The sequence below is a fragment of the Vibrio sp. A1-b2 genome (assembly GCF_021726015.1).
GTDB lineage: Bacteria > Pseudomonadota > Gammaproteobacteria > Enterobacterales > Vibrionaceae > Vibrio > Vibrio diazotrophicus.
The window spans coordinates 64,784-87,564 of record NZ_JAKKCI010000008.1; the positions used below are offsets into that span (position 1 = coordinate 64,784).

Sequence of the window (22,781 nt, forward strand, 5' to 3'; positions counted from 1 at the left end):
GCCATCTACTGAGGTAACCTACTAGTTACACAGCCCTGAAAGAATCTTAGATTTATTGGATTCAATGTATTCTATGTCTCGTAGATAGGATTTAAGGTGGCCTTGATCAATATTCTCACAAAACTGTTGATTACCTTTGTTTGCTTCCTGACGCATAAAGTTAACAAGGGCGTTTAGCCGTTTAATCATGAAATCGGGAATTTGTTTTTTCTGTTCTTCGGACGTTCCATAGCTGTCGCAGAACAGCTTGGCCCTTGATATTTGTTCTTCTAGCGTGCCGAGCTTGTCGTCACTGTTGGTCTTAAAAGGCGCCCAGCAATAGAGCGAATAGGCGAGATCCCACACTCTGGGCGCAGGGTGTGCTGTATCGAAATCAAAAACACCTGTTACTAAATTGCCCGTTAGCGCGACATTATAGGGGGCGAAGTCACCATGACATATCACCTCGTAGGGTTCCTGAGGGGGCAACATCCAAGTAAAGCTCGATATATTCTCGTGATGCGCAAATCCGACTGAAGTATCGTGAATTTTTCGCAGTAGCTTAGCGGCTGACATCAGAGCTTCCGCACTCGCAATAGCATTGGTTAACGGATAGTTGTAAGTGTCACCGGCTACAAAGCTCAACATCTCTTGGTCACCATCAATACCAATAAACTTAGGCGACTCACTTAAACCTGCTGCTCGTAAATGATTCAGTAGATTATGAATTGTTGAACTCCAAGGCTGAAGTGGGCGATAAACACTATCACCCACTCGATAAATTGACTCTCGTCCGCCTGTCAGTTCTTGCGCGTCTTGCACGGTATCTCCTTCATCGAAATGGCAACTATTCCCTGTTGGAATTACCTATTGGAGTTCCCTATTAGAAATGCTGGTCAATCAAATGCCACTTCTTGGAAATGAGGATTCTCCATAGTGACTTTCATCTTAGCGATTGAATCTAATACCACTAATAGGTCACTGTCTTGAGTGAGCAATTTTATGCATTCTTCACCGAGACTGTTTTTTGCTGTATCCAGCGCTTTGCCAGAAACAACTTCTCCTGATTTTAAAGTAATTTCAATCGAATACTTGAACAAACAGACTATCTCTATGTAGTCGTAGTTTCCACAGCTAATCATAAATGCAACCTATTAATGGAGATGAACAATTCACTCTTACTAAACTAGACTACCAAGATAACGTAATTACTTCATTACCTTCTCAAATCTGAAGAACTCGTCTTCATTCAAGCCTGAGTCATCGATGTTGCTCTCCCGAACCTGAGAATCGTCTTCTAGATGGTATTGGTTAAAGAACTCAACAATGTGGAAACCACACTTATTGACATAAAAATTGATGTTCCTTTTTTCAAAATAAGGCGTGACTGTTGTCCAAACCTTAGTTTCAGGATACGCCGCTTCAATAGCTTTCCATGATTCCAGCCCTAAACCTTTGTTATGGCTTTCGGGATAAATAAAAAACAGATCGAGACTGTTGTTTTGGGTATCCGTATTAATATTCAGTACAACACCACCCACTTTCTCCTCTCCGTATACTATATGATTGATGACGGCTCCATTGGCGTTAAAAGAGCCAGTTATATCTTCATCTGATGGGATCGGCTCACTGTGCGATGGGCCAAATTGCTCGACCAATGCATCGGTAAAAGTCTGCTGCAACTTGGTTTTAAAAGCCGACAGTTCTTCTAATTCTACTGGTACTAAACGTACACATTTCTTATTCATAACCTAAATTAACCTTTTGAAAATAGCTTTGTTATTTTCTCTTTTAAATTCTTTTTATTTGGAACAAATCAACAAAAACTGACTGTCAGTGGTAAGCATAGGATCTGCTTCAGTATTACTTCAGCCCGCCACCTAACGCTTTATATAGAATTACCGCGTTATTTAGTTCTTGTTGTTTGAGTTCCAGTAACGTTTGTTTAGCTAGATAAAGTTGTCGCTGCGAATCCAACAGTTCTAAACGTCGCTCCACACCCGCCTTGTAACGAAGATCAGATAACTTAGCCCTTCTCTCCGCTGCAGATACGACTCTCTTTTGCGCGATAGTTTGTAACTGATATGTTTCACTTCCAACTAAACCGTCTGCGACTTCTTTAAACGCAACTTGAATTGCTTTTTCATATTCTGCAATTGAAGTCGATTTACGAACTTTCGCAAGTTCTAACTCCGCATCAAGTCTCCCACCTTGAAATATAGGCAGTGTCACTTGCGGTGCTATTGACCAAGTTTCGAAGCCGGATCCCACTAAGTTCCTCACATCTTGGCTTACATATCCGATCGAAGTTGTCAGTGATATGCGAGGAAAATACGCGGCTCGGGCCGCACCAATATCCTCGTTAGCGGCAATCAGATTCTGCTCCGCTTGCAAGATATCAGGTCGATGTAGCAACAAGTCTGACGGCAACCCAGCCGGTAAAGAGGTATTCACCGATTGATCAGAGAGCAAATCTGGCTCTGGAAGATCACTCGGTATCTCTGAACCAACTAATTGACGTAGTGCGTTCCTTGCCTGCTCTAAAGCTCGCGTATTCGCAATCTTAATCGCTTCTGCACTTGCTACTTGCCCCTCTGCTTGAGCGACATCAAGAGCACTGTTTTGATTAGCCATTCGTAGTTGAATCGTTAACTCTAGTGATTTTTTCCAATCCGCTAACGTATCTTCCGCCAATTTTAGTTGCTCATAGGCGAGTTGTTCAGAAAAATAGGCTTCACTAATCGAACTAATCAAAGATATTTGTGCCGCTTGACGGCCGTAATCACTCGCTAGATAGCGGGCAAAAGCCGCATCTGACAACGAACGTGCGCGTCCAAACAAATCAATTTCGAATGCACTAATTCCAACGTTTAAACTACTCTGCTCTTCTATTTGAGATACCTTGGGATCTCCTCCAGTAACAGATCGCTGCCTTGTAGAATCAAGTGATAGCCCCACATTCGGCAATCTTGCAGAGCGTTCAATGCCATATTGGGCTTTCACTGCTTCTACATTCAGTGTCGCAATACGAAGATCCCTGTTATTGATCAATGCTAACTCGATAAGCGCCTGCAAGCGCTTATCAATGAACATTTCACGCCAACCCATTTCCGCCGTTGGATTTGTAGATGCCGTAATGGTTTCACCATTTACAGTAAATACTTCCGGTACCGGCGCAGCTGGCTTAGTCATTTCAGGAGTCAGAGAACAGGCTGACAGAAATAAAACCATAATAAAAACAATATAATACATAGTACTAACCTTTAAGCTGCATTGGTGACTTCTTGTTGCTTTGTTGCCAAGACTTTAAACGCTCTTGAATACTCATCACGAACACGAAGAAAGCTGGTACAAAGTAAATGGCAAGTAATGTAGCGCTAACCATTCCACCGAACACACCTGTTCCGATAGCTCGTTGAGTCTCTGCACTAGCGCCTGAAGCCAGCATCAGTGGTACAACACCAAGACCAAATGCCAGAGAGGTCATCAAGATAGGTCTCAATCGCAACTTCGCAGCTTGAACGGCTGACTGAACCAATCCGTTGCCTTGCTCTCTTAACTGTTTGGCGAACTCTACAATTAGAATTGCGTTTTTCGCCGAAAGACCAATTACGGTGATCATGCCGACTTTGAAGAAAACGTCGTTTGGCATGTCACGTACGACAATAGCGAGTACCGCACCTAACAATCCCAAAGGCACGACCAACATCACTGATAAAGGAATAGCCCAACTCTCATAAAGTGCCGCAAGCACTAAGAAAACGACTAGCATCGATAGCGCCATTAGCATCGGAGCTTGTTTCGCTGAGTGAAGCTCTTGTAATGCCTGTCCAGTCCATGCAATGGTAAAGCCTGATGGAAGTTGCTTCGCCATTTGTTCTATTTCAGCCATCGCTTCCCCGCTAGAAACTCCGGAAGCTGCACTACCAGAAATTCGAACCGCAGGATAACCTTGGAAGCGAATAAACTGCGGAGCTGACTCAGACCAAATAGGCGTCACAATTTCTGATAACGGAACCATACCACCATTAATATTTCGTACATGGAGCTTGAGCACATCCTCAATCTGCATCCTTGATGAAGCATCTGCTTGCATAATGACTTGCTGCATTCTGCCTTCATTAGGAAAATCGTTGATGTATAGCGATCCAATCGCAGTTGATAGCGTCTCACTAATACTCGTGAATGAAACACCTAATGCCTCAGCTTTCTGGCGATCAATATCTAAATGAATACTTGTACCCGCAGGAAGTCCATCAGAATAGACATCGCTAAGTGATTTGCTATTTTTCGCCAACTCTAACATCTTCGTCTCAACGACTTTCAATGCCTCGTATCCCTGATTTCCGCGGTCTTGCAAGAAAAACGTAATATCAGAGCTGGTTCCTAGCTCTTCAATAGAAGGAGGCAGCATGTGCATAACCGTACCTTCTTTTACGTCAGCCATCGCCTCCTCAGCAAGTTTTAACTCGCCAAGTGTTGAGGTATCGTTACGTGTTTCCCAATCTTTCAATGTGGTAAAACTTTGCGCGGTATTCGTGCCTGAACCGGAAAAACCAAAACCAATAACCGTCATTGTTGACTCAATCGACGGACGGCTTAACGCATGCTGTTCAAATTTTTTCACAACATCCAACGTACGCACTGTGGTTGCGTCTGCCGGAAGCTGAATATTGGTAATAAAATATCCTTGGTCTTCTTCTGGTAAAAACGATGACGGCAACTGCCTGTACACTAGAACCAAAATTGCGCACAGAAACACAAAGACAAGCATCATTCGTCCTTTGCGATTCACTAACACGTTGACCTGAGATTCATACCGATTGTTCATTCGGTTAAAGCCACGATTAAACCATTTCGCAAATCTTGTTTGCTCGTGGTGATTAGCATTAACCGGCTTTAACAACGTGGCACAAAGCGCCGGCGTTAGTGTTAGTGCCAAAAATGCTGAGAACAGAATTGATACCGCCATCGATAATGTAAACTGCTTATAAATCGCGCCAACTGAATCACTGGCAAATGCCATCGGGATGAAAACCGCCGTTAGCACAAGTGTGATGCCTATAATGGCGCCAGTAATTTCTTTCATCGCCTTAGATGTCGCTTCTTTCGGAGATAAATCTTTTTCCGACATTAATCGTTCCACGTTTTCGACAACGACAATCGCATCATCGACGATAATACCTATCGCCAGAACCATACCGAACATCGTTAACACGTTGATCGAAAAGCCAGTTAACAACATGACGGTGAACGTCCCCAACAAGGCTATCGGTGCAACAATAGCGGGGATCAAGGTGTAACGAATATTCTGTAAAAACAGAAACATAACAAAAAACACCAGCACCATAGCTTCAACTAAGGTATGGATAACCTTATTGATTGAAACTTTAACGAAAGGTGCTGTATTAAATGGAATTGAATAGGTCATCCCAGAAGGTAGACTTTGACTCAACTCCGCCAAGCGCTTTTGTACCGCATCCGCAGTTTTAACGGCATTCGCTCCCGGGGTAAGCTGAATAGCCGCAGCCGTCGCTGTTTTACCATTTTCACGATTCAAATAACCATAGGATTGAGAACCGATTTCAACACGCGCAACGTCACTTAATACGACTTTCGAGCCGTTGTTATTTGCGCGAAGAATGATATTGGAAAATTCTTTAACACTGGTTAACTGGCCTTGAACGGTTAATGGAACCGTTACTCGTTGACCTAAAACCGTCGGCGCAGCACCGATACTTCCAGGTGCGATTTGTGTATTTTGCTGAGTGATAGCCTGACTAACATCATTCATTGTTAAACCTAATGAATTAAGCTTACTCGGATCAACCCAGATTCTCATTGCCTTCTCAGCACCAAATGACTGTACACGCCCAACACCTTCAATACGGCGCAGTTCATCTACGATGTTGCGAGCTAAATAGTCGTTCAATGCAATTTCATCAAAGCGGTTATCATCAGATTTCAATCCGACAATCATCAGAAAATTTGATGTAGCAGATTCTACGGACAAGCCGCTTTGACGAACCACCTGCGGTAAACGAGATTCGACCGCTTTCAGTTGGTTTTGAACGTCAACTTGCGCCATATCAGAGTCTGTTCCCGGCTTAAATGTAGCCGTAATAGACGCAGATCCAGAGTTGTCAGCAGACGACTCGAAATACATCAAGTTCTTAACGTTCGACAGCTCACCCTCGATAAGACTAAGCACACCGTCATTCATTTCCTTCGGGCTGGCTCCCGGATACGTCGCCATAATACTGACCGTTGGAGGCGCGACAGAGGGATAACGGGAAATAGGTAACTTCGGAATCGAAATGCATCCAAACAAAATAATGAAAAGAGCAATAACCCAAGCAAATACGGGACGATGAATAAAAAACTCAGACATAAAAAAGACTCTCTAACCTTAATCAGTTTGTCGCAGATGTTAAAAGAATCTCAGATTCTTCCCATTTGCGTTGGTCGACAAGAATACCGTCCTGAAGTCTTTCCTTGCCTTCTACTACGATATTTTCTCCTTTGCTAATACCCGATTTCACGCGGTACTGACCATTGATCAATTCTCCGAGCTTTACAGGTTTTAAATGTGCATGTCCTTCCTGATCAATACTCCAAAGATGAGGAGCACCGGCAAGATGTATAACCGCCTGTTGCGGAACAACTAACGCGCTGCCATAACTCGAATAAAGTACCCTTGCCTTAACGAACATACCCGGCAATAGCAAACGTTGAGAGTTGTCCACGAGTACACGTAACAACACATCACCTGTACCTACATCGATATTGATTCCAGAAAACAGGATTTCACCTTTAACTGGATAAGGAGCTCCGTTGCTGCGTAAAATTTCAATTTTTGTTCCAGCAACGCTAGGTTCTCCATCAGATTTGGCCGCTAAAGCTTCACGAATTGCTTCTAATGAAGACGCTGGCCGACGAATATCAACAAAAACTTGATCGATCTGTTGGATGCGCGTCATCGGTGTTGCGTCTGTACTGCTAACCAGAGCTCCCTCAGTCACTAGGGTTTGCTCTATCAGGCCAGAAATTGGGGCTTTTACATTTGCGAACTTCAAATCAAGCATACGACGAGTCAACGTAGCTTTAGCGACCGCAACTTCTGCAGCCGCTTGATCACGCTGTAATACAACATCGTCATACTCTTGACGACTAATCGCGTCGGCTTCCACCAAAGGTTTTAAGCGCAGTTCTTTATCCAGAGAACGTTTATAAGTCACCTGCGCTCTTTGTAAGTTAGCTTTGGCGGTATCAACTTCCGCGGCAAATGGCGCGGAATCAATTTGGAATAAAGACTGGCCAGCTTTCACTTCAGCGCCTTGTTTGAACAAGCGATGTTGTACAATCCCAACCACTTGTGGACGAATCTCCGCAACGCGCACGGCCTTCACTCTTCCAGGAAGCTCTTCAAACACATCTAATTGTTGTGGTTGCGTCGTTATCGTTGAAACTAAAGGCAAAGACTCTTTTAGTCCGACTTCACTTTCGTCTTTATTGGATTGATTACAGCCAACTAAAAAGAAAAGTACCAATATATGTAAGCTGCTAGATACACATATATTTATCTTTTTCACTGAGGTATCCTCTGAACAAATTAAAGCGGACTATCCGCTGTAGATAGTTGTTGAGTCTAATACCTGTGTGTGGAGGTCCCGCTGAGTGAATGTGGAGATTTGATGGAGATGAACAATTTGTACGTTGAAGGGCAGAAATTTGCTGCAGATTCTGGTCCAGATGCAGGAACCGGGTCTTATCGTCAGGCGTTAATTCTGATCGCTGAGGATGAATTTGAAATTGTCGATATACTCTCCGCTTACCTAACGCGCAGTAATATGCGTACGATTCACGCTTCAGATGGTCAAAGGGCACTCGAACTTCATTCATCCATGAAGCCAGATCTTATACTGCTTGATATCCAGATGCCTAAAATGGATGGATGGAAAGTGTTGTCGGAACTTCGTCAGAAAAGTAATACCCCCGTCATCATGCTTACCGCCATGGACCAAGACTTAGACAAATTGATGGCTCTCAGAATTGGGGCTGATGATTACGTTGTTAAGCCATTTAATCCGGCAGAAGTCGTCGCGAGAGTCCAAGCCGTTCTAAGACGTACATTAGAAGTTAATCAACCTCACAAGAAAAATATACTGCGAGCCGAACCATTTGAAGTCGATTTAGAGAGTCACGAAATCGCGGTTAATGTGGACGGAGAACGTCATACCCTGCTGCTAACGTTAACTGAGTTCAAGTTGTTGACTCACTTCATTCGCTCACCCAAGCGCGTGTTTAGTCGAGCAGAGCTATTAAGCACGTGCCTACCTGAGGGTGACACACTGGAACGAACGATTGACAGCCACATCAGCAAGATCCGAAAAAAACTTGAAGCCTATGGAATTCAAGGGATTCCGGCAGGTGTCCGTGGTGTCGGTTACCGTTTTAAGGGCGACCAATGAAACTAAGTGGTTTGAGCCGTCAGATTGCATTATCAATGATAAAAATCGCAATCGGATCAGCATTACTTGCGACGATAGGCTCGTTTATTTTTTATTATCTTTGGGATAAATATTGGCCCAATTATATACCAAGTGAGGACGCTCTCGCGCCTTCTTGGCCAGAATGGATTTGGCTCGCACTAACCTGCGTTATTGTCATTCTGCTAGCCGTCAATCTTGCTACTAAGTTATCCCAACGCATTTTGGAACCACTAAGTGCTGTTGCTGAGGGAATGCGGAAACTCGCTGAAGGCGACCTACATTTTCGCGCTAACGTTGGTGACCGTTCATTAGGTGAAGCCGCTTTATTAGTAGACGATTTCAACCTGTTGGCGGATAAACTTCAACGAATGACAGAAGAGCACGCCTTTTGGAATGCAGCGATCGCCCATGAACTCAGAACCCCTGTGACGATTTTACGGGGCCGGTTACAAGGGTTAGCAGAAGGTGTATTTACGCCAGATAAAACCCAGTTCACTAAACTGTTAGTACAAATTGAAGGGTTATCTCGATTAATAGAAGATCTGCGTGTTATTAGCTTAATGAACAGTGATGAATTAAGAATAAATAGAAAAGAAACCAACTTAGCGACAGAAATAAAATTACTGACTGATTTGTCGGTAAATATGCTTAATGAAGCAAATCAACATGTAGAACTTAATGTAACAACACACCCTGTTTTTTGTGACCCTACCAGAATAAGACAAGCTTTATTAGCTATATTGGAAAATGCGAGTAAATATGCCCTTCCGGGTGCAATAACCATCTCTACCCAGCTTAAAGATGGTTGTTGCTATTTAAGTGTGGAAGATTCTGGTCCGGGAATTTCACCTGAGTTAATTCCGCATATTTTCACCGCATTTCGCAGTGCTAAGGACAACCCAAAAAGCGGTAGCGGATTAGGCTTAGCTGTTGTTGCTGCGATTGCAACGGCGCACGAAGGAAGCGTTAATTGTCGTATAAGCAATAAAGGCGGAACCATTATTGAGCTCTGTTGGCCAACAAATACGACTCAAATAGACGTATAAAATCTTAAAGCATTCATAGAAAAAGCAAGTGAATTAATTATTTTCGGATATTAACTCACTTGCTTTTTTATTTGGACACGCGAATGAATATGTTTGAAAGTGAAAGATAGGAATAAGAAGGCTGGTTAGCTTAACAAGGTCGGAGATAAGGAACCTTGAAACTTTTCTTGGGCGGACGAATTAATCGCTAACCAGCCATAATCTTAAAATAACATCTAAACCTGTCGTTAAGCTGACAAATACAAATTTAACTCATCATCCATAAAGGAATATTTGAGCGCATCAATAGTTTTTGCGTCACACCACCAAATACTTTCTGATGTATTTTTTGGTGAGCAAAAGCACCTGAAACAATAACATCTGCATTAATTTCAGACGCGACTTCCAACAACTGAGAGCCAGTATTTCTACTTTTATGAGTAAATGTAATGCACTCTACATCAATGTTATGACGAGCAAGATAACGAGCTAAGTCCACTTGAGTTGGTTGCTTTGGTAGATATTTTTCACTCGTTACCACCACGACTTGTTTGGCTTTTTTCAGTAGCGGAAGTGCACTATTTACTGCATTCGCACCGGGTTTATCACCATTCCAAGCAATCATAATCGTTTCAGGATTAAAGAATGTTTGCTTGCGAGGCATAACCAGAATAGGTTTGCCTCCATGGTTAACCGCAGCCTCAAAACTTACGCTGGTTTGACCGTTAAGTGATTGAGGAATAATGATCAAATCTGAGACTTTCCCCCACACCGCAACGATTTCGCCTCTGTAACCAAATATGTCGTGCCATTTGGCACTCGACTTATTCGAACCAACGACTTCATCCGCAATGTTTAGCAGCGCGCATAAACGTTCGAAACTTTGTTTTGCTTGTACCATGTCATCATGAACATAATCGCGAACAAGCTTGTCTATCTGGTCGTAAAATTTTCTTGTAACTAACAGCTTCTCACTGGGCATCAGCTTCTCTGTTCCCACTTGAGCATGTAAGACATCCAGATGAGCATCAAAGAATCTGGCAACATTCAATGCCCCCTCTAAGCGCTGTTCACCATCTTCCTTTGAAGCAAATGGCATAATAATTGATTTTACTGACATTTTGCTCTCCTTACCCTAATGGCCATGGTAGCGAAACAGTTTCTTGTAGTAAGCCCGAAGGCAAATCAAGCATCATTAGGTGAGTCAACCCAACGAGAAAACCTGATGCCGCAGTTGTCACAGTCAATGACCTCCACAGGCTCATCCCCGCCTTGTTCATTAAGAACGCACAGAAAAACAAAGAAATAGCGATAATGTAGCCAACTAAATAGCTACCAACGATAAGCGCCGCAATCCAGTATACGTAGTGCATAATCGACGCAGTATTACTGTCGTAAGCGTATCCCTGAGCATACTCATTGTCATAGCAGACCGCTGAGTCATCTGAACGAGTAAGAAGCTGTACGACAACAATTGCTGACAGTAACCACATACCGCTGGCGACAAAGATAGGGAAAATACCACCTAAGAAGCTATGCTGATAACCATCATAAATTCCATACGCAAAAACGATATTAACTAAAACAGCAAACAGCACTTGAGGCTTACGTGTAGGTGTTTTTCCAGCTTTCTCTGGCATGCCGACTGTTTCTGCTGCATTGTCCTTTTTCATATTTTGGCGAATCATGAATACGAGCGACAAGATAGTAATTGCACCGATAATCATCACTCCCGGACGAAGCAAAAAGCCTACACCGTCAAACTGAATCGCTTGATACAAATAAGTTTCCATTCCTGAAGCTAGTACAAAGCCAATAAGGAAAGCAGGTCTCGGCCAATCAAATCTCTTCATTAGTACGCCAAGAACACCAATAGCCAGTAGCGTGATTAAATCCGCTAAGTCGCGAGTAGCTTGGAATGCGGCGAAGCAAATAACCATTACCATAAAAGGTGCTAGAAGTGCATAACGAACTGTGGTTAGTCTTGCTACCCAAGGAGAGATAAGCATACACGCAGCGGCACCGAAGATGTTGGCTAACGCAAGCGACCAAACAATGGTGTAAGTAATGTTTAGATCTTTGCCCACCATCGCAGGACCTGGCTCTAGTCCAACCAGCACCATACCGCCAAGGAATACCGCCATGCTACCTGAACCAGGAATCCCGAATAGCAGCGTAGGCACTAGGCCGCCACCTTCTTTAGCATTATTCGATGACTCTGGCGCAATCACACCTCGAACATCACCATGGCCAAAGTTAGGTTTATCTTTGGTCGTTTGAACAGCATGACCATATGCAATCCAGTCAACAACGCTACCGCCTAAACCAGGAAGTGCACCAATAATACAGCCGATCACACTACAACGCAGGGCTAGCCATTTGTTTGTAAAGAAATCTTTAACACCCATCAGCCAACCCGAACCCAATTTGCTCGCATTCGCAATCGGCTTGTTTTGTCGCAGCAAATCAATAATCTCAGGCAAAGCGAAAATACCCAGGCCCACAACCACCAATGGTATTCCATCCATTAAATAGAAATTATCAAATGTCATGCGGTATTCACCCGTTGCTGGCGCACTACCGACACTACCTAATAGAATGCCAAGTCCACACGCAGACAGGCCTTTAACCAAACTTTTCCCTGCTAGCGAACCAACCATGGTTAATCCAAGTAACGTGAGCATAAACAGCTCACCGGAACCAAAAGCAAGAATTACTGGACGCGCAATTAGAACAAATCCAGTTAAGACAACGGCACCAAACAAGCCGCCAAATAATGAAGCCGTAAAAGCAGCAGAAAGCGCACGTGCTGCATGACCGTTTTTAGCCATTGGGAATCCGTCTAACACTGTCGCTTGCGACCCGCTAGAACCAGGAATTCCCATCAGCACTGAAGTAAAAGTATCTGAAGTAGGGATAACCGCTACTAAGCCGATTAACATCGCTAAAGCAGACACGGGATCCATTCCATACAAGAATGGTAGCAATAAAGATAAACCGGCAATACCTCCCAGTCCTGGGAAAATACCTATTGCTAAACCCAGCATGACACCACCAAGCATATAGGTGAGGTGGTGTAATGTTAAAATTGTCTGCAAAGCGGTAAGTAATTCACTAAACATCCTTGAATCCTTATATATTCACATTGCACTGTGGTGAATCTGAACATCGCACTGCTTATTTATCAGTGCGATGTCAGATGTATTTTTGACACAATTTATTTTGAGTGGAACGCCGCGAATAGCGTCATTAAAGGTTGGTGTTATATTTATCTTTCAACCACTTAGCAACCCACTTCTTACTCTCTTCGTCCAGAGAAAGGATGGCATCAACCGCTTGATCCGCTTCGATTCCAGTGAGCTGTTTATAGTTGCCTAGAACCTCTTCAGAACGCTCTAGAAACTCTGGTGACTCTACAAGTTTGATCATTGATTCACGCCAAGCTAGTTGAATGTCTTCAGGTGTTGATTTTGGTAGGAAGAAGACTTTCTGAGCAACGAAGCCCGCTACGAAGAATGAGCGCCAAACCTTAAATCCCTGAGAGCTGTCTATATCGCCTTTTGCAAGTTGATATACTTCACCAAAATGAGGAATGTCTGGAAAATTTGGATCGCGTTGAAGCTTACCTTTCTCATCGATCACACCGAAACTAAACAGTGGGATAGCTTTGCCTTCTTCAACAAGTGGTATCACCTTTTTCAAGTAAGCTGAGCTTGTTTGAGAATCTAGATTTACTTCGCCTCTTTCAAACGCAAGTCTACCTGCTCCACGCCCTTTCATACCGAAAACAGCTTGTACATCGGCACCAATTAAGTCGAGGGCTAAAAGTGGAACTAGATCAATGGTTGTTGCCCCTTGGCTTGCATACTTAAATTGAAGTTTGTCTAAATTTTGTACGAACTGTTCAGCATTTTTTATCCCTTCGTTAGGAGAGATATAAACGACTCCGCCTGTTGGCGTTGCTAGTACCGCTTTCCAGTCGTTATAGTCGTATTCAACACGGCGATCGTTCAGCAAATAGGTATAGTGAGTTGACGCAGAGCTGGCCAAGATGTCCAAGCCGTTATCTTTCGCGCGTCGTGCAAACTGGTTTGCGCCTTTGGTCGAGCCGCCACCAGGTATATTTTTAATTACAACTACAGGCTCTCCTGGAAGAGACTGAGTAAAGTAAGGGCCGAAAAAGCGAGCCCAAGTATCCGTACCACCGCCTTCCTTATAAGGTACGGTCATTTCAACTCGCTCACCTTCAAAACTCACAGGTTTTGCATTCACTTGTGATGATACACAGAATGTTGTTAAGGCAGCGAATGTGATATGGCGGCTGACTTGTAACATTGTTTTGTTAAATTTATGGTTAAGCAGCATAGCGCCTCCTAAAACTCTTTTGGCAGTATTTAATGTCAATCGCGTCATTGCGATGTGTATACCGTAAGAATCCAAACTGTCACCAAACTGACATACGCACACACTATTAACATTTTTGCTACATAGATCTCAGGTTATCCGAGATTGATAAGATGCAAATTGCATACTCTAGGCAACGTAAACATCCCCTTTAAATAGTGGTCTTGCCGTTCTAACTAACGCAGCTTGAGCAATAACAGGCTCAAACTCCCCTTCGAGCAAAGTGATTTTGACATCAATTTTTCCGCTCGGATGTTCAATGACCACCAACGAAGAAGGATCTTTGGCTTGCTGATGAGTAACCGTTCCTTCAATCAAACTAGCAGCGCCAACACAGATAGCACCAGTGACTGCATGGCTTGCATGACAGTTATGTGGAACCAGATAGCGAGAAGTGATACTACCAACACCATGAGGAGGAGAAACAATCGAGACTTTTGGAATAACGCTGCCGCTTACATCCCCTAAACCCATTTTTTCACCAGCTATGATACGAATTGACTCAATCTTTTTGAGCAGTTCAGCGTTGCTGTCGATCTCCAGTTTGGTTTCGTTACCAACTAAGCCTAGGGCACTGGCTGGGATATGAACCATGGGAACGGCGGCATCAATACAAGTCACTTCAATACCGTTAATGTCTTCTTTAAGAAGCCCTGTTGGAAATAACTTGCCCGTTTTTGATCCACCGACATCTAAAAAGTTGAGTAATACTGGCGATCCTGTACCCGGCACTCCATCAATTGAAGTGGTGCCATCAATTTTGAGTTTCTTATTCGGCGTTTCTGCTGTTACTTCAATAATAGTATTGGTGTTGATATTTTTAACGCGTATCGTCGTCGAACCGTCACCGAGTTCAACTAGGCCTTTTTCTGAGGCGAACGCAACGACGCCTGACAATATGTTTCCGCAGGAAGGCTTGGTATCAACAGTTTTATTTTCAACACCTACCTGAGCAAAGAGATAGTCTATTTCAGCGTCACTGGATTGGGATGGCGAAATGATCGCAACTTTACTGGTTAAAGTTGTACCACCACCAATGCCATTAATTTGCTGTACGTCGCCAGAGCCCATAATGTTGATCAACAATTGATCTCTGGCTTCTGGCGATTGAGGAAGGTCACTTGCGAGAAAATAGGCACCTTTTGAAGTGCCGCCGCGGATAAGCATGCAAGGAATATATTGAGGTTGTGTCATTTTTAGCTCCTTTACCATTATTTCCACTTTCAAGTCCCAAAAGTGGTGGTATCAAGCTACAAAATGAACCTGTCAAATCACTGACTCGTCACATAGCAAAATCACTTAACGCAATGTCAGTCATAGTTTTTCAGCGCGTTCTCCCATTCGGTAGTCACTATCTGACGCTTACTTTTGTCAGTAAATACAAGCAGACGAACATCTAAAGGCATAGGTTTCAGCTCTTCTGCATACTGCTCTCGCATATATGAAGCAGAATTGACGATATTAATATCAGAACGTATCGATGGCATATTCGTTTGTTCAGCCATCACCCACTGACCAGAAGATGAAAGCAGATAATCAATAAATCTTTTTGCTTCGAGTTCATTCTCAGTCGTTTTATTGATCAGGGCGGTTCGAATGATCACAGGTGTGTAATCCTTCATAGTCGTGATGGTGACGTTATCGTTTAGCTTTTGCCAACTACGCGCATAAGAACCCAATATGTTATAAGCCATAGAAATCTCACCTCGGCTTAGCGCATCCAACATTGCTCGCGAGCTGCCGAATGTGCGTGCATTATGGGAATTGAACAGCTCTAAAAACTGCCCATAGTTCCGCGCTTGTTGACGTTCAAAAGACCAGAATAAATACCCAATCCCTACAGTACGAATGTCGTAAAGACCAATTTGTCCCATAAGCTCATCACTATGACGTCGAATAAACGACAACAGTTCAATACGATTGGTAGGAACTTGTTTGCCTTCTATAAACGAACTATTGAATGCAATAACCGCTGGTTCAAAACTAAAGCCAAAGAGTTCATCGCGCCATTGGCTCCATTCAGGTAATGCAGGAGGATAACTTTCCCCACTTTTAATCTCCCTTCTGTGTTCGAGAGAATAACCATCGTTCACTAAACCAATCTGTAAATGCATCACCGAACTAATAGTGATATCAGGCTGTGGTTCTTTCTGCTCGCGTATGTAATTGTCCAGAACTTCACTGCTCATCCATTGATATTCAATCTCTATATTGGGGTTACGCATAGAGAAATCGTCAAGTAATGGTTGCATCTCCTCCTGATACGCTGCACCAAAAACACGGAGTGTTTTAGGGGAGTTATCGGTTGCTAAGGCAATAGAAGTCCCTAGAAAAAACACAATAAATAAACATACAGAACGAAAATTAATCATTGAATTTCCTCCCATTTCCGGTAGGGAAATTGTATTTCGACAGTTAGTCCTTGTGGCTCAGTATCATGCAAAACCAGTCGAGCGTGGTATTTTTCAGCCACTTCAGCGGCAATGCTCATTCCCAAGCCAGTACCAGAATGGATATTTTCTGAAGTTCGGTAAAAGCGTTCAAATACGTGTGGCTTATCTTTATCTTTAATTCCAATTCCAAAGTCTCTTATCAATATAATGGCTTTGGTTCCTCTCAGACCAACTTCAACTTCTACCAAGCTCCCATCAGGCGAATACTTAATCGCATTCTCTATTAAGTTGGAAAGCATTTGCTTTAATGCAAACTCATCCCCTTTAATTTGGTATTTACCGCTTTGCTGGAAGCTTAGACTTATATTTCTTTTTAGTGCATTGATAGCAAGCTCTCTGCATACAGACTGTACAAGTTTGTTAATGTTGTTAATCGTGGGTTCTACGCTACGAAAACGGTGTTTAATCGTGGCATGATTCAAAAGTTGTTCGATTGTGCGTTCCAAAATTCCGCAAGCTTCCAATACGCGTTTTAACGATTGAGCCGTTTGAGGAGAACTGTCTCTACTCAATATCAGTTCAACCTGAGACCTCATTCCCGCTAGCGGTGTCTTTAACTGATGCGCCGCTTCACTGGTAAAGTTTTTCAAGTTAACTAAGGTTTCATCCAACTGAAACATGAAGCTATTTATCGTTTTGACCAGATGCATCACCTCTTCTGGCCCCTCCACGTCTATTGGCGTCAGGTCAATGTTTGACCGCTGGGAAATTTTTTTATTGATACTTTTAATTGGCTTCAAGACCTGAATGATCAAAATAATAATGACGATCACGGTACAAATTACGACTCCGAGAATGAGCTTAATTGCCGCACTGGATAATTGCTGCTCCCACTGCTTTCTCGCTTCTGTTGTTTGCCCCACTAACACATAGACATGATGCGGTCCCTGCCTCGTATTGATGACTCGGCCAACCAAGGAAAATCGCACATGCTGTTGTTTAAACTTCAAATCAAAGAAATGAGGCACAACTTCCAATCTCAAAGGGTTCGAATCGATTTGAGAAGTCACGATATCTTCAAGCAATAAAGACTCGTATCCGGTCACAAACTCTTTTTGTTTGGTTGTGATCAAGTAAAAAACTTTGTCTCGCGGAGAATCAGCAAGCCCACTGAATGCGGAAAATGGTAGATCAACACTTAGCTCATCACCTTCAAGGCCCACTTCTTCCAATATTTGTAAGGCGGCGTTAGCTAGAGGACTATCAAAGATAAATTGCGCTGTTTCATAGGCATAGCGCTTTACCGCCAGCATTGAAATCAAGCCAATAAACAGCAAAGCGCTTGCAGAATAGGCAAATAGTTGGAAACGGAGCGAGCGTGTTGAAATAGATAGACCAAACATTATGATTGCACAGCCAACACATAACCCAGACCACGTAGAGTTTTAATCTCTACATTGCTGCTAGCCAGTGCTTTACGTAATCGACCAACATAAGTTTCGATGGCGTTATGATTGGGAGGATTGTCGTAACCGTATAAGTGGTCGATGATTTCCTCTTTGCTCAACACTCGGTTTGGGTGACTAATAAACACTTCGAGTAAGCGATATTCACGCTGTTTGAGTTTTATACTTTCACCGTTCACCAGTACTGTTGCAGTAGCAGAATCAAAACTTAGGTTCCCTAGCTCGATTACATTGTGGTCGTTACCTTGGCTGCGACGAACAATACTGCGGCAGCGAGCCTCTAGCTCGCCTAAGTCAAACGGTTTACTTAAAAAATCATCAGCGCCGAGATCAAGCAAGTTGATACGATCGTGAACCTCTTTTCGTGCAGTCAGTATCAAAATCGGAGTGTTTGAGCGTTGTCGAATCTTTTTGGTAATTTCTTCACCAGATCGATTAGGGAGATTTAAATCTAAAATAATCAAATCGTACTGAGTATGGCAAACCAGTGAATAGGCAACAGCACCATCATACGCACAGTCTACGCCATGCCCAAGATCGTGAAATCGTTGCTCAAGTGATTCACTGATTAATCGGTCATCCTCTACAATCAATATTCGCATTAGCCTGTTAACATCCTTGAAAATCAATTTGCGAAGCTAGCACTGTGGCCAACCTGCAAAAAAGCCAAACTCCCAACCTGTCACTTTTAACTATGTTTTGTTCAGTTTACCCATGCTGAGTAAACCTGTTTTAACGCTAGTCGTTCTTGAAGGCCTTGCTTATCGGTATTGAAACATGAATCTCTAACTTTCAATGCTTAAGCCATGTTTCGAGCTAACGTTACACCAATCGACGCCTGTTAAAATACTTTTGTTAAATTATTTCTAATATTAGTCACAGTTATGAAAATTATGTCAAAAAGTAGATCACTAAGTCAGCGAAACGACAGGTTTGTTACACCTTCATTTTAGAACATTTATCATGAACGGGATGCAAACGGGTTAGTTAGAAACTAACCATCGCAAGAAATGCTGATAAAGACAAAAGGCGTTACTTCAATGAAATAACGCCTCTTTAAACTTCATTTTGAATCATCTACACAAGATGAGCTTTGATATGAGAGAAGTACTTAAACAGTTTGGCTGCAAAGGTATTCATCAATGCCGCGAATATTATGAGCGTAATTCCGACTATCTGATGTTTAGAAAAGCTTTCATCAAAAAACAGAACCTGCCACATCAGCGTAAACAATAAATTAGTGAAAATAAGCGGCGCTAGTTGAGAGCTACTCTCCACCAGCTTGTAAGCTTTCGAACGTAAGATTTGATTACCCACGACGGTTACTGAAAGACCCAATAAACATACCCATACAAATGCATTATTTTGAGGCTCCAGCAGTATCTGAGTATCAAGATCAGATAACCCAAAGATAAACGCCAAAGGAAGCACGCTTACCGCTGCGATAAGAAATGTCCAGCTATTGAGCACTGACGCTTTAACCTCACCTTTGCTGGCGCGAAATAAACTTACTTGCGATCCTGCATTGAACAAGCCAGCACCCAAACCAATGAGCAATTCTGGTCGGAACTGAATTCCAGACACATCCCCTGCCAACATTAAAACACCAGCGAAAGTGGCAACTAGGCCAAACTTCGTTTCAGTCTTAATTTTTACTTTAAAAATCAGCTTTTCCAAAACGGCAATAAATATAGGGCCGGTTGCAAACAGTACGGTTGTTTCTACAAGAGACAAGGTGTTCAGTGAAGCGATAAAACAAAGCTGACATGCCGCAATACACAACCCACGAATGATCAACGCTTTTATGACTGATCGAGGAGGCAAAGGTAGTTTGGACACCCCCACTATGGCAAAAAGCAGTAATGCAGGCATAAAGAATCGTAGAAATGTCAGGAGCTCGATGCCCATCGTTTCGGTAAGTTTTTTTAATACAAGCCCAGTTAACGACATACTGAATGTGGAAATGAGCATATAAGGAACAGCGCGATTTTTTAACAACATAATCTCCCCCTATTGACGCGCTCATAGTAGAGCAATGACAACAGAGAAAAAAACGAATATATTTAAACAAACCTGTTAGAAAAACTTACACATGAATAGACGACCACCACTCAAATCTCTTTACGCATTTGTCGCTGTAGCAGAGACAGGCAGTATGACTGAAGCTGCTGACTTACTTAGCGTAAGTCATTCTGCAATCAGCCAAGCTGTTAAAAGTCTTGAATCATTAATTGGCCAACCACTGTTTCAGCGAGTTGGCAGGCAGGTTCAGCTTAATGCCATAGGTCAGAGGTACTACAACGACATAGCTCCAGCGTTAAGAGCAATTATTACTGCGACGGAATCGGTCACTCAACAACCTCAGTCAAACCGAATTACGGTGAATATGGTCAACTCACTGGCTATGCACTGGTGGGTTCCACGAGTCGATAACTTCCAACAATATGCACCCAACGTCGATATTCGGCTTTCCAACTTAATTGGTTCATTTGACTTAAACCAAGAAGGTGTAGATGTCGCGATCCTTCATGGCAAAACTGACGAGTGGCAAGATTATTATTGTGAAAAGCTCGGTGACGATGAACTCCTATTGGTATGCAGCCCTGAATTACTGGAGTCATTCGATGCGTGTCCGTCTGCTGCTGATCTCCTAGCACGATATCCAGCCATTTATGCAGAGAACCTGCGTAGGAAGCATGACTGGAGTGTTTGGTGCGAAGGAAATTCACTTCCCGTGCCTAAGCAAAACAAGAACCTTAACTTCATCGCCTCCATTCATGCGGTGCAAGCCGCGATTCGTAAGCTGGGTGTTTTGGTCACTCATCGCTTGTTTGTTCGTGATGATATTAAACACGGAATGTTGGTCGAAATCGGCACACCAGTGAATAACCCGCATCAGGAATTTTTCTTCGTATGTAGACCAGAAAAGCTCCGTAACGAAAATGTAGTCACCCTAAAATCTTGGTTGCAGAAAGAGTTTACCGAAACGCCAAACGAGCACTGAGCAGTAAAAACGACATTAGCTCACCTTATAAAAACTTCGAGTAGTGCTCCGTCTCTTTCACCTCATTCGACAGACCAATGTCCTTTTTGAGATGTTCGCTTAATGCGCTCGCATCATTGTTCCGTTTTGCTTCTTTCTTTGTAATCCACCTAAATATATAGGCTGTATCGATTATTTCCCTTTTTAGTTTCGCTAACAGTTGCATAATTTGACCTTGCGTCCATTCGAGATAGGAATATTATCTGAGCAATAGAGTCTCGTTACGAACAACGCTTTTTTACAGGAACTATAAGTACAGGTTATGGACAAACGACTACGTCATCTCTCTTCGCTTCGTTATTTCGAATCAGCGGCAAGACTGAAAAGTTACAGTAAAGCGGCTGAAGAACAGTTCGTATCGCAAGCTGCAATTAGCCAGAAACTGCGTCAGTTGGAAGAGCAATTAAAGTGCAAATTGTTTATTCGGCGTGGTCGAGAAATGCATCTCACCGACAAAGGACAAATACTACATAAACATATCGATGACGGGTTTAAACAGATCATCACCGGATTGAATCGAATTCAGAATGAGCCACTCGAAGGGCTGCTCAATGTCAGCGCGCCTCGCTCCTTTTCTACACGTTGGCTGATGCCAAGGTTATGGAAATTCACGATGGAATATCCGCACATTCCTATTCGAGTACAAAGCATCAAAGATATTGATATTCGACATACCGAAACAGATGTACTTATTTGGCAAGGCGAAGAGAGTGTTCTGCATCTGGGATTGGAACAAGAGACTCTGTTTGAAGAAGCTATCTTCCCTTACTGCTCACCTGAACTCGCCCAATCGATGAAATTTGAAAGCCCTGAGCAACTACTAAAATGCTGGTTAATTGATTTCCACTCAGCATCATTCAGTTGGGATCACTGGTTTGCCACTGCGAAAGTTAAGGCCAAAAGAGAAAGCCTACAATGGATGGAAGTAAGCACTTTTGATATGGCCATCAACGCGGTTGTCGCCGGTCACGGCGCTTGCCTTGCGACTGAAAGTATTTCTGCAGATTTTGTAGAGCGTGGGCTGTTGGTAAAACCGTTTGATATTGGCTTAAAACCAGGGATTCGTTACTCATTAATAAGCGATCCATCCTCTTCGAGAGCATTAAGGATCGGCGCATTTAAAGAGTGGCTGAATAAAGAGCTGTCGAGCAAAACGGAATTTGAACGATCACTAGAGGAAAGAAAGTAATCTGTCAGTGGTGAACCATTTAAAGATTCGCCACTGACAGGAAAATGAAGAGGTAGAAATTACAAAGTAGTGACGACTTCTTCTAGCGCTAGACGCGATTTTGGCAGAGCGTGGTTATAATCTTCATCTTCTTTGTGATAACCGATCGCCAGCGCAACTTCACAAACATGACCTTCAAGTTCTTGTTTGAACTCTTCACCAATAAGATCCGCATCAACACCTTCCATAGGCGTAGAGTCAATGCCTAGACGAGCCAATGTGTGCAGCAAATTACCCAACGCAATGTAAACCTGAGCTTTGGTCCAGTTGCTGTTGCTACCCGTTTCATCAGTATTCATCTCTGCAAACGCGTAAGCACCCATACGTGCATCAAATTTTTCTGGAGATAAACGGCCTGCGTTAACTTCTGCATCCAGACGTTTAGCGTATTTTTCTTTGGTAAACTTTGGATCATGTGCAAGCAGAATCGTGTGTGACGCTGTTTTTGCATGTGGTTGGTTGAACTGGTGTTTATTGGCAAACGTGTTGTAGAAGCGCTGTTTCGCTTCATCACTTTCAATAACAATAAACTTCCATGGCTGAGAGTTAATTGATGATGCTGATAAACGAATTGCTTCTTTGATCACAGCCATATCTTCTTGAGAAATGCGTTTCTCTTCATCGTATTTTTTTGTTGTATAGCGTTTGCTTAAATCTTTGATAATTTGATGAGACATTACTGCTCTCCTTAACATCAATTATTAAAGGTACGTTGGGTATCAAAACCGTCACGGACCTCAGAGTTAACCTT

The 22,781-nt window shown here is 42.9% G+C and carries 19 protein-coding genes; 4 read left to right on the forward strand and 15 right to left on the reverse strand.

What is annotated here, in order from left to right:
• Nucleotides 1–21: 21 nt before the first annotated feature.
• The 6 genes from L3V23_RS16285 to L3V23_RS16310 all read right to left on the reverse strand — a co-directional run bounded on the left by L3V23_RS16285 (nt 22) and on the right by L3V23_RS16310 (nt 7,571).
• The gene (locus L3V23_RS16285) at nt 22–801 is read right to left on the reverse strand and encodes an aminoglycoside phosphotransferase family protein (RefSeq protein WP_237292548.1); all 780 of its coding nucleotides are present in this window, start codon (nt 799–801) and stop codon (nt 22–24) included.
• 74 nt (nt 802–875) lie between these two features.
• Nucleotides 876–1,121, reverse strand: coding sequence for a Rho-binding antiterminator (locus L3V23_RS16290; protein ID WP_102954500.1), 246 nt, complete (start codon nt 1,119–1,121; stop codon nt 876–878).
• Nucleotides 1,122–1,187: 66 nt separating this feature from the next.
• On the reverse strand, nt 1,188–1,727 hold the full coding sequence (locus tag L3V23_RS16295; RefSeq protein ID WP_102954499.1) for a GNAT family N-acetyltransferase: 540 nt from the start codon (nt 1,725–1,727) through the stop codon (nt 1,188–1,190).
• 115 nt (nt 1,728–1,842) lie between these two features.
• Nucleotides 1,843–3,231 (reverse strand): efflux transporter outer membrane subunit, encoded by a 1,389-nt coding sequence (locus L3V23_RS16300; RefSeq protein WP_102954498.1) that lies wholly within the window; start codon nt 3,229–3,231, stop codon nt 1,843–1,845.
• Nucleotides 3,232–3,235: 4 nt separating this feature from the next.
• Nucleotides 3,236–6,370, reverse strand: coding sequence for an efflux RND transporter permease subunit (locus tag L3V23_RS16305; protein ID WP_102966772.1), 3,135 nt, complete (start codon nt 6,368–6,370; stop codon nt 3,236–3,238).
• A gap of 22 nt (nt 6,371–6,392) precedes the next feature.
• The gene (locus L3V23_RS16310) at nt 6,393–7,571 is read right to left on the reverse strand and encodes an efflux RND transporter periplasmic adaptor subunit (RefSeq protein WP_237292549.1); all 1,179 of its coding nucleotides are present in this window, start codon (nt 7,569–7,571) and stop codon (nt 6,393–6,395) included.
• Between the two features lie 108 nt (nt 7,572–7,679).
• Between L3V23_RS16310 and L3V23_RS16315 the strand changes: the two genes are divergently transcribed.
• Together L3V23_RS16315 and L3V23_RS16320 are read left to right on the forward strand one after the other, a co-directional pair.
• On the forward strand, nt 7,680–8,450 hold the full coding sequence (locus L3V23_RS16315; protein ID WP_237292550.1) for a response regulator: 771 nt from the start codon (nt 7,680–7,682) through the stop codon (nt 8,448–8,450).
• Nucleotides 8,447–9,517: an ATP-binding protein gene (locus L3V23_RS16320; RefSeq protein ID WP_102966771.1), complete on the forward strand. Its 1,071-nt coding sequence runs from the start codon at nt 8,447–8,449 to the stop codon at nt 9,515–9,517. The genes L3V23_RS16315 and L3V23_RS16320 overlap by 4 nt, the downstream gene beginning before the upstream one ends.
• Nucleotides 9,518–9,764: 247 nt before the next feature.
• Here L3V23_RS16320 and L3V23_RS16325 read toward each other — a convergent pair whose 3' ends face one another.
• From L3V23_RS16325 to L3V23_RS16360, 8 genes are all read right to left on the reverse strand, one after another.
• Nucleotides 9,765–10,616 (reverse strand): universal stress protein, encoded by an 852-nt coding sequence (locus L3V23_RS16325; protein ID WP_102966770.1) that lies wholly within the window; start codon nt 10,614–10,616, stop codon nt 9,765–9,767.
• Between the two features lie 10 nt (nt 10,617–10,626).
• The gene (locus L3V23_RS16330) at nt 10,627–12,618 is read right to left on the reverse strand and encodes a tripartite tricarboxylate transporter permease (protein WP_102966769.1); all 1,992 of its coding nucleotides are present in this window, start codon (nt 12,616–12,618) and stop codon (nt 10,627–10,629) included.
• Nucleotides 12,619–12,745: 127 nt separating this feature from the next.
• Entirely contained in the window at nt 12,746–13,861 is a 1,116-nt protein-coding gene (locus L3V23_RS16335) for a tripartite tricarboxylate transporter substrate-binding protein (RefSeq protein ID WP_102954492.1), read from the reverse strand.
• A 168-nt stretch (nt 13,862–14,029) separates the two neighbouring features.
• Complete coding sequence (locus L3V23_RS16340; protein WP_102966768.1) at nt 14,030–15,094, reverse strand: 4-oxalomesaconate tautomerase; 1,065 nt, start codon at nt 15,092–15,094, stop codon at nt 14,030–14,032.
• A 116-nt stretch (nt 15,095–15,210) separates the two neighbouring features.
• Nucleotides 15,211–16,272, reverse strand: a complete 1,062-nt coding sequence (locus L3V23_RS16345; RefSeq protein WP_180980337.1) for an ABC transporter substrate-binding protein — start codon at nt 16,270–16,272, stop codon at nt 15,211–15,213.
• Nucleotides 16,269–17,696 carry a sensor histidine kinase gene (locus tag L3V23_RS16350; protein WP_102966766.1) on the reverse strand — a complete coding sequence of 476 codons (1,428 nt, stop codon included), beginning with the start codon at nt 17,694–17,696 and terminating at the stop codon, nt 16,269–16,271. Before L3V23_RS16350 ends, L3V23_RS16345 begins: the two co-directional genes overlap by 4 nt.
• The gene (locus L3V23_RS16355; RefSeq protein WP_102954488.1) at nt 17,696–18,361 is read right to left on the reverse strand and encodes a response regulator transcription factor; all 666 of its coding nucleotides are present in this window, start codon (nt 18,359–18,361) and stop codon (nt 17,696–17,698) included. Before L3V23_RS16355 ends, L3V23_RS16350 begins: the two co-directional genes overlap by 1 nt.
• A 475-nt stretch (nt 18,362–18,836) precedes the next feature.
• Nucleotides 18,837–19,760 carry a DMT family transporter gene (locus L3V23_RS16360; RefSeq protein WP_237292551.1) on the reverse strand — a complete coding sequence of 308 codons (924 nt, stop codon included), beginning with the start codon at nt 19,758–19,760 and terminating at the stop codon, nt 18,837–18,839.
• Nucleotides 19,761–19,851: 91 nt separating this feature from the next.
• On the opposite strand from L3V23_RS16360, the gene L3V23_RS16365 reads away from it, so the two are divergent.
• Nucleotides 19,852–20,763, forward strand: coding sequence for a LysR substrate-binding domain-containing protein (locus L3V23_RS16365; RefSeq protein WP_102954487.1), 912 nt, complete (start codon nt 19,852–19,854; stop codon nt 20,761–20,763).
• 301 nt (nt 20,764–21,064) lie between these two features.
• Nucleotides 21,065–21,991 carry a LysR substrate-binding domain-containing protein gene (locus tag L3V23_RS16370; RefSeq protein WP_102966765.1) on the forward strand — a complete coding sequence of 309 codons (927 nt, stop codon included), beginning with the start codon at nt 21,065–21,067 and terminating at the stop codon, nt 21,989–21,991.
• A gap of 59 nt (nt 21,992–22,050) precedes the next feature.
• Here the strand turns inward: L3V23_RS16370 and L3V23_RS16375 are convergent, their stop codons facing one another.
• Nucleotides 22,051–22,707 carry a nitroreductase family protein gene (locus tag L3V23_RS16375; protein ID WP_102966764.1) on the reverse strand — a complete coding sequence of 219 codons (657 nt, stop codon included), beginning with the start codon at nt 22,705–22,707 and terminating at the stop codon, nt 22,051–22,053.
• Nucleotides 22,708–22,781 lie beyond the last annotated feature (74 nt).

Excerpts from the sequence above, each read along its gene's own strand:
- L3V23_RS16350 (WP_102966766.1), bottom strand. The coding sequence starts at position 17,696 with ATGTTTGGTCTATCTATTTCAACACGCTCGCTCCGTTTCCAACTATTT.
- L3V23_RS16355 (WP_102954488.1), bottom strand. The coding sequence starts at position 18,361 with ATGCGAATATTGATTGTAGAGGATGACCGATTAATCAGTGAATCACTT.
- L3V23_RS16290 (WP_102954500.1), bottom strand. The coding sequence starts at position 1,121 with ATGATTAGCTGTGGAAACTACGACTACATAGAGATAGTCTGTTTGTTC.
- L3V23_RS16295 (WP_102954499.1), bottom strand. The coding sequence starts at position 1,727 with ATGAATAAGAAATGTGTACGTTTAGTACCAGTAGAATTAGAAGAACTG.
- L3V23_RS16315 (WP_237292550.1), top strand. The coding sequence starts at position 7,680 with ATGAACAATTTGTACGTTGAAGGGCAGAAATTTGCTGCAGATTCTGGT.
- L3V23_RS16320 (WP_102966771.1), top strand. The coding sequence starts at position 8,447 with ATGAAACTAAGTGGTTTGAGCCGTCAGATTGCATTATCAATGATAAAA.
- L3V23_RS16330 (WP_102966769.1), bottom strand. The coding sequence starts at position 12,618 with ATGTTTAGTGAATTACTTACCGCTTTGCAGACAATTTTAACATTACAC.
- L3V23_RS16365 (WP_102954487.1), top strand. The coding sequence starts at position 19,852 with ATGAATAGACGACCACCACTCAAATCTCTTTACGCATTTGTCGCTGTA.
- L3V23_RS16300 (WP_102954498.1), bottom strand. The coding sequence starts at position 3,231 with ATGTATTATATTGTTTTTATTATGGTTTTATTTCTGTCAGCCTGTTCT.
- L3V23_RS16370 (WP_102966765.1), top strand. The coding sequence starts at position 21,065 with ATGGACAAACGACTACGTCATCTCTCTTCGCTTCGTTATTTCGAATCA.
- L3V23_RS16335 (WP_102954492.1), bottom strand. The coding sequence starts at position 13,861 with ATGCTGCTTAACCATAAATTTAACAAAACAATGTTACAAGTCAGCCGC.
- L3V23_RS16375 (WP_102966764.1), bottom strand. The coding sequence starts at position 22,707 with ATGTCTCATCAAATTATCAAAGATTTAAGCAAACGCTATACAACAAAA.
- L3V23_RS16360 (WP_237292551.1), bottom strand. The coding sequence starts at position 19,760 with ATGTTGTTAAAAAATCGCGCTGTTCCTTATATGCTCATTTCCACATTC.
- L3V23_RS16305 (WP_102966772.1), bottom strand. The coding sequence starts at position 6,370 with ATGTCTGAGTTTTTTATTCATCGTCCCGTATTTGCTTGGGTTATTGCT.
- L3V23_RS16345 (WP_180980337.1), bottom strand. The coding sequence starts at position 16,272 with ATGATTAATTTTCGTTCTGTATGTTTATTTATTGTGTTTTTTCTAGGG.
- L3V23_RS16325 (WP_102966770.1), bottom strand. The coding sequence starts at position 10,616 with ATGTCAGTAAAATCAATTATTATGCCATTTGCTTCAAAGGAAGATGGT.
- L3V23_RS16340 (WP_102966768.1), bottom strand. The coding sequence starts at position 15,094 with ATGACACAACCTCAATATATTCCTTGCATGCTTATCCGCGGCGGCACT.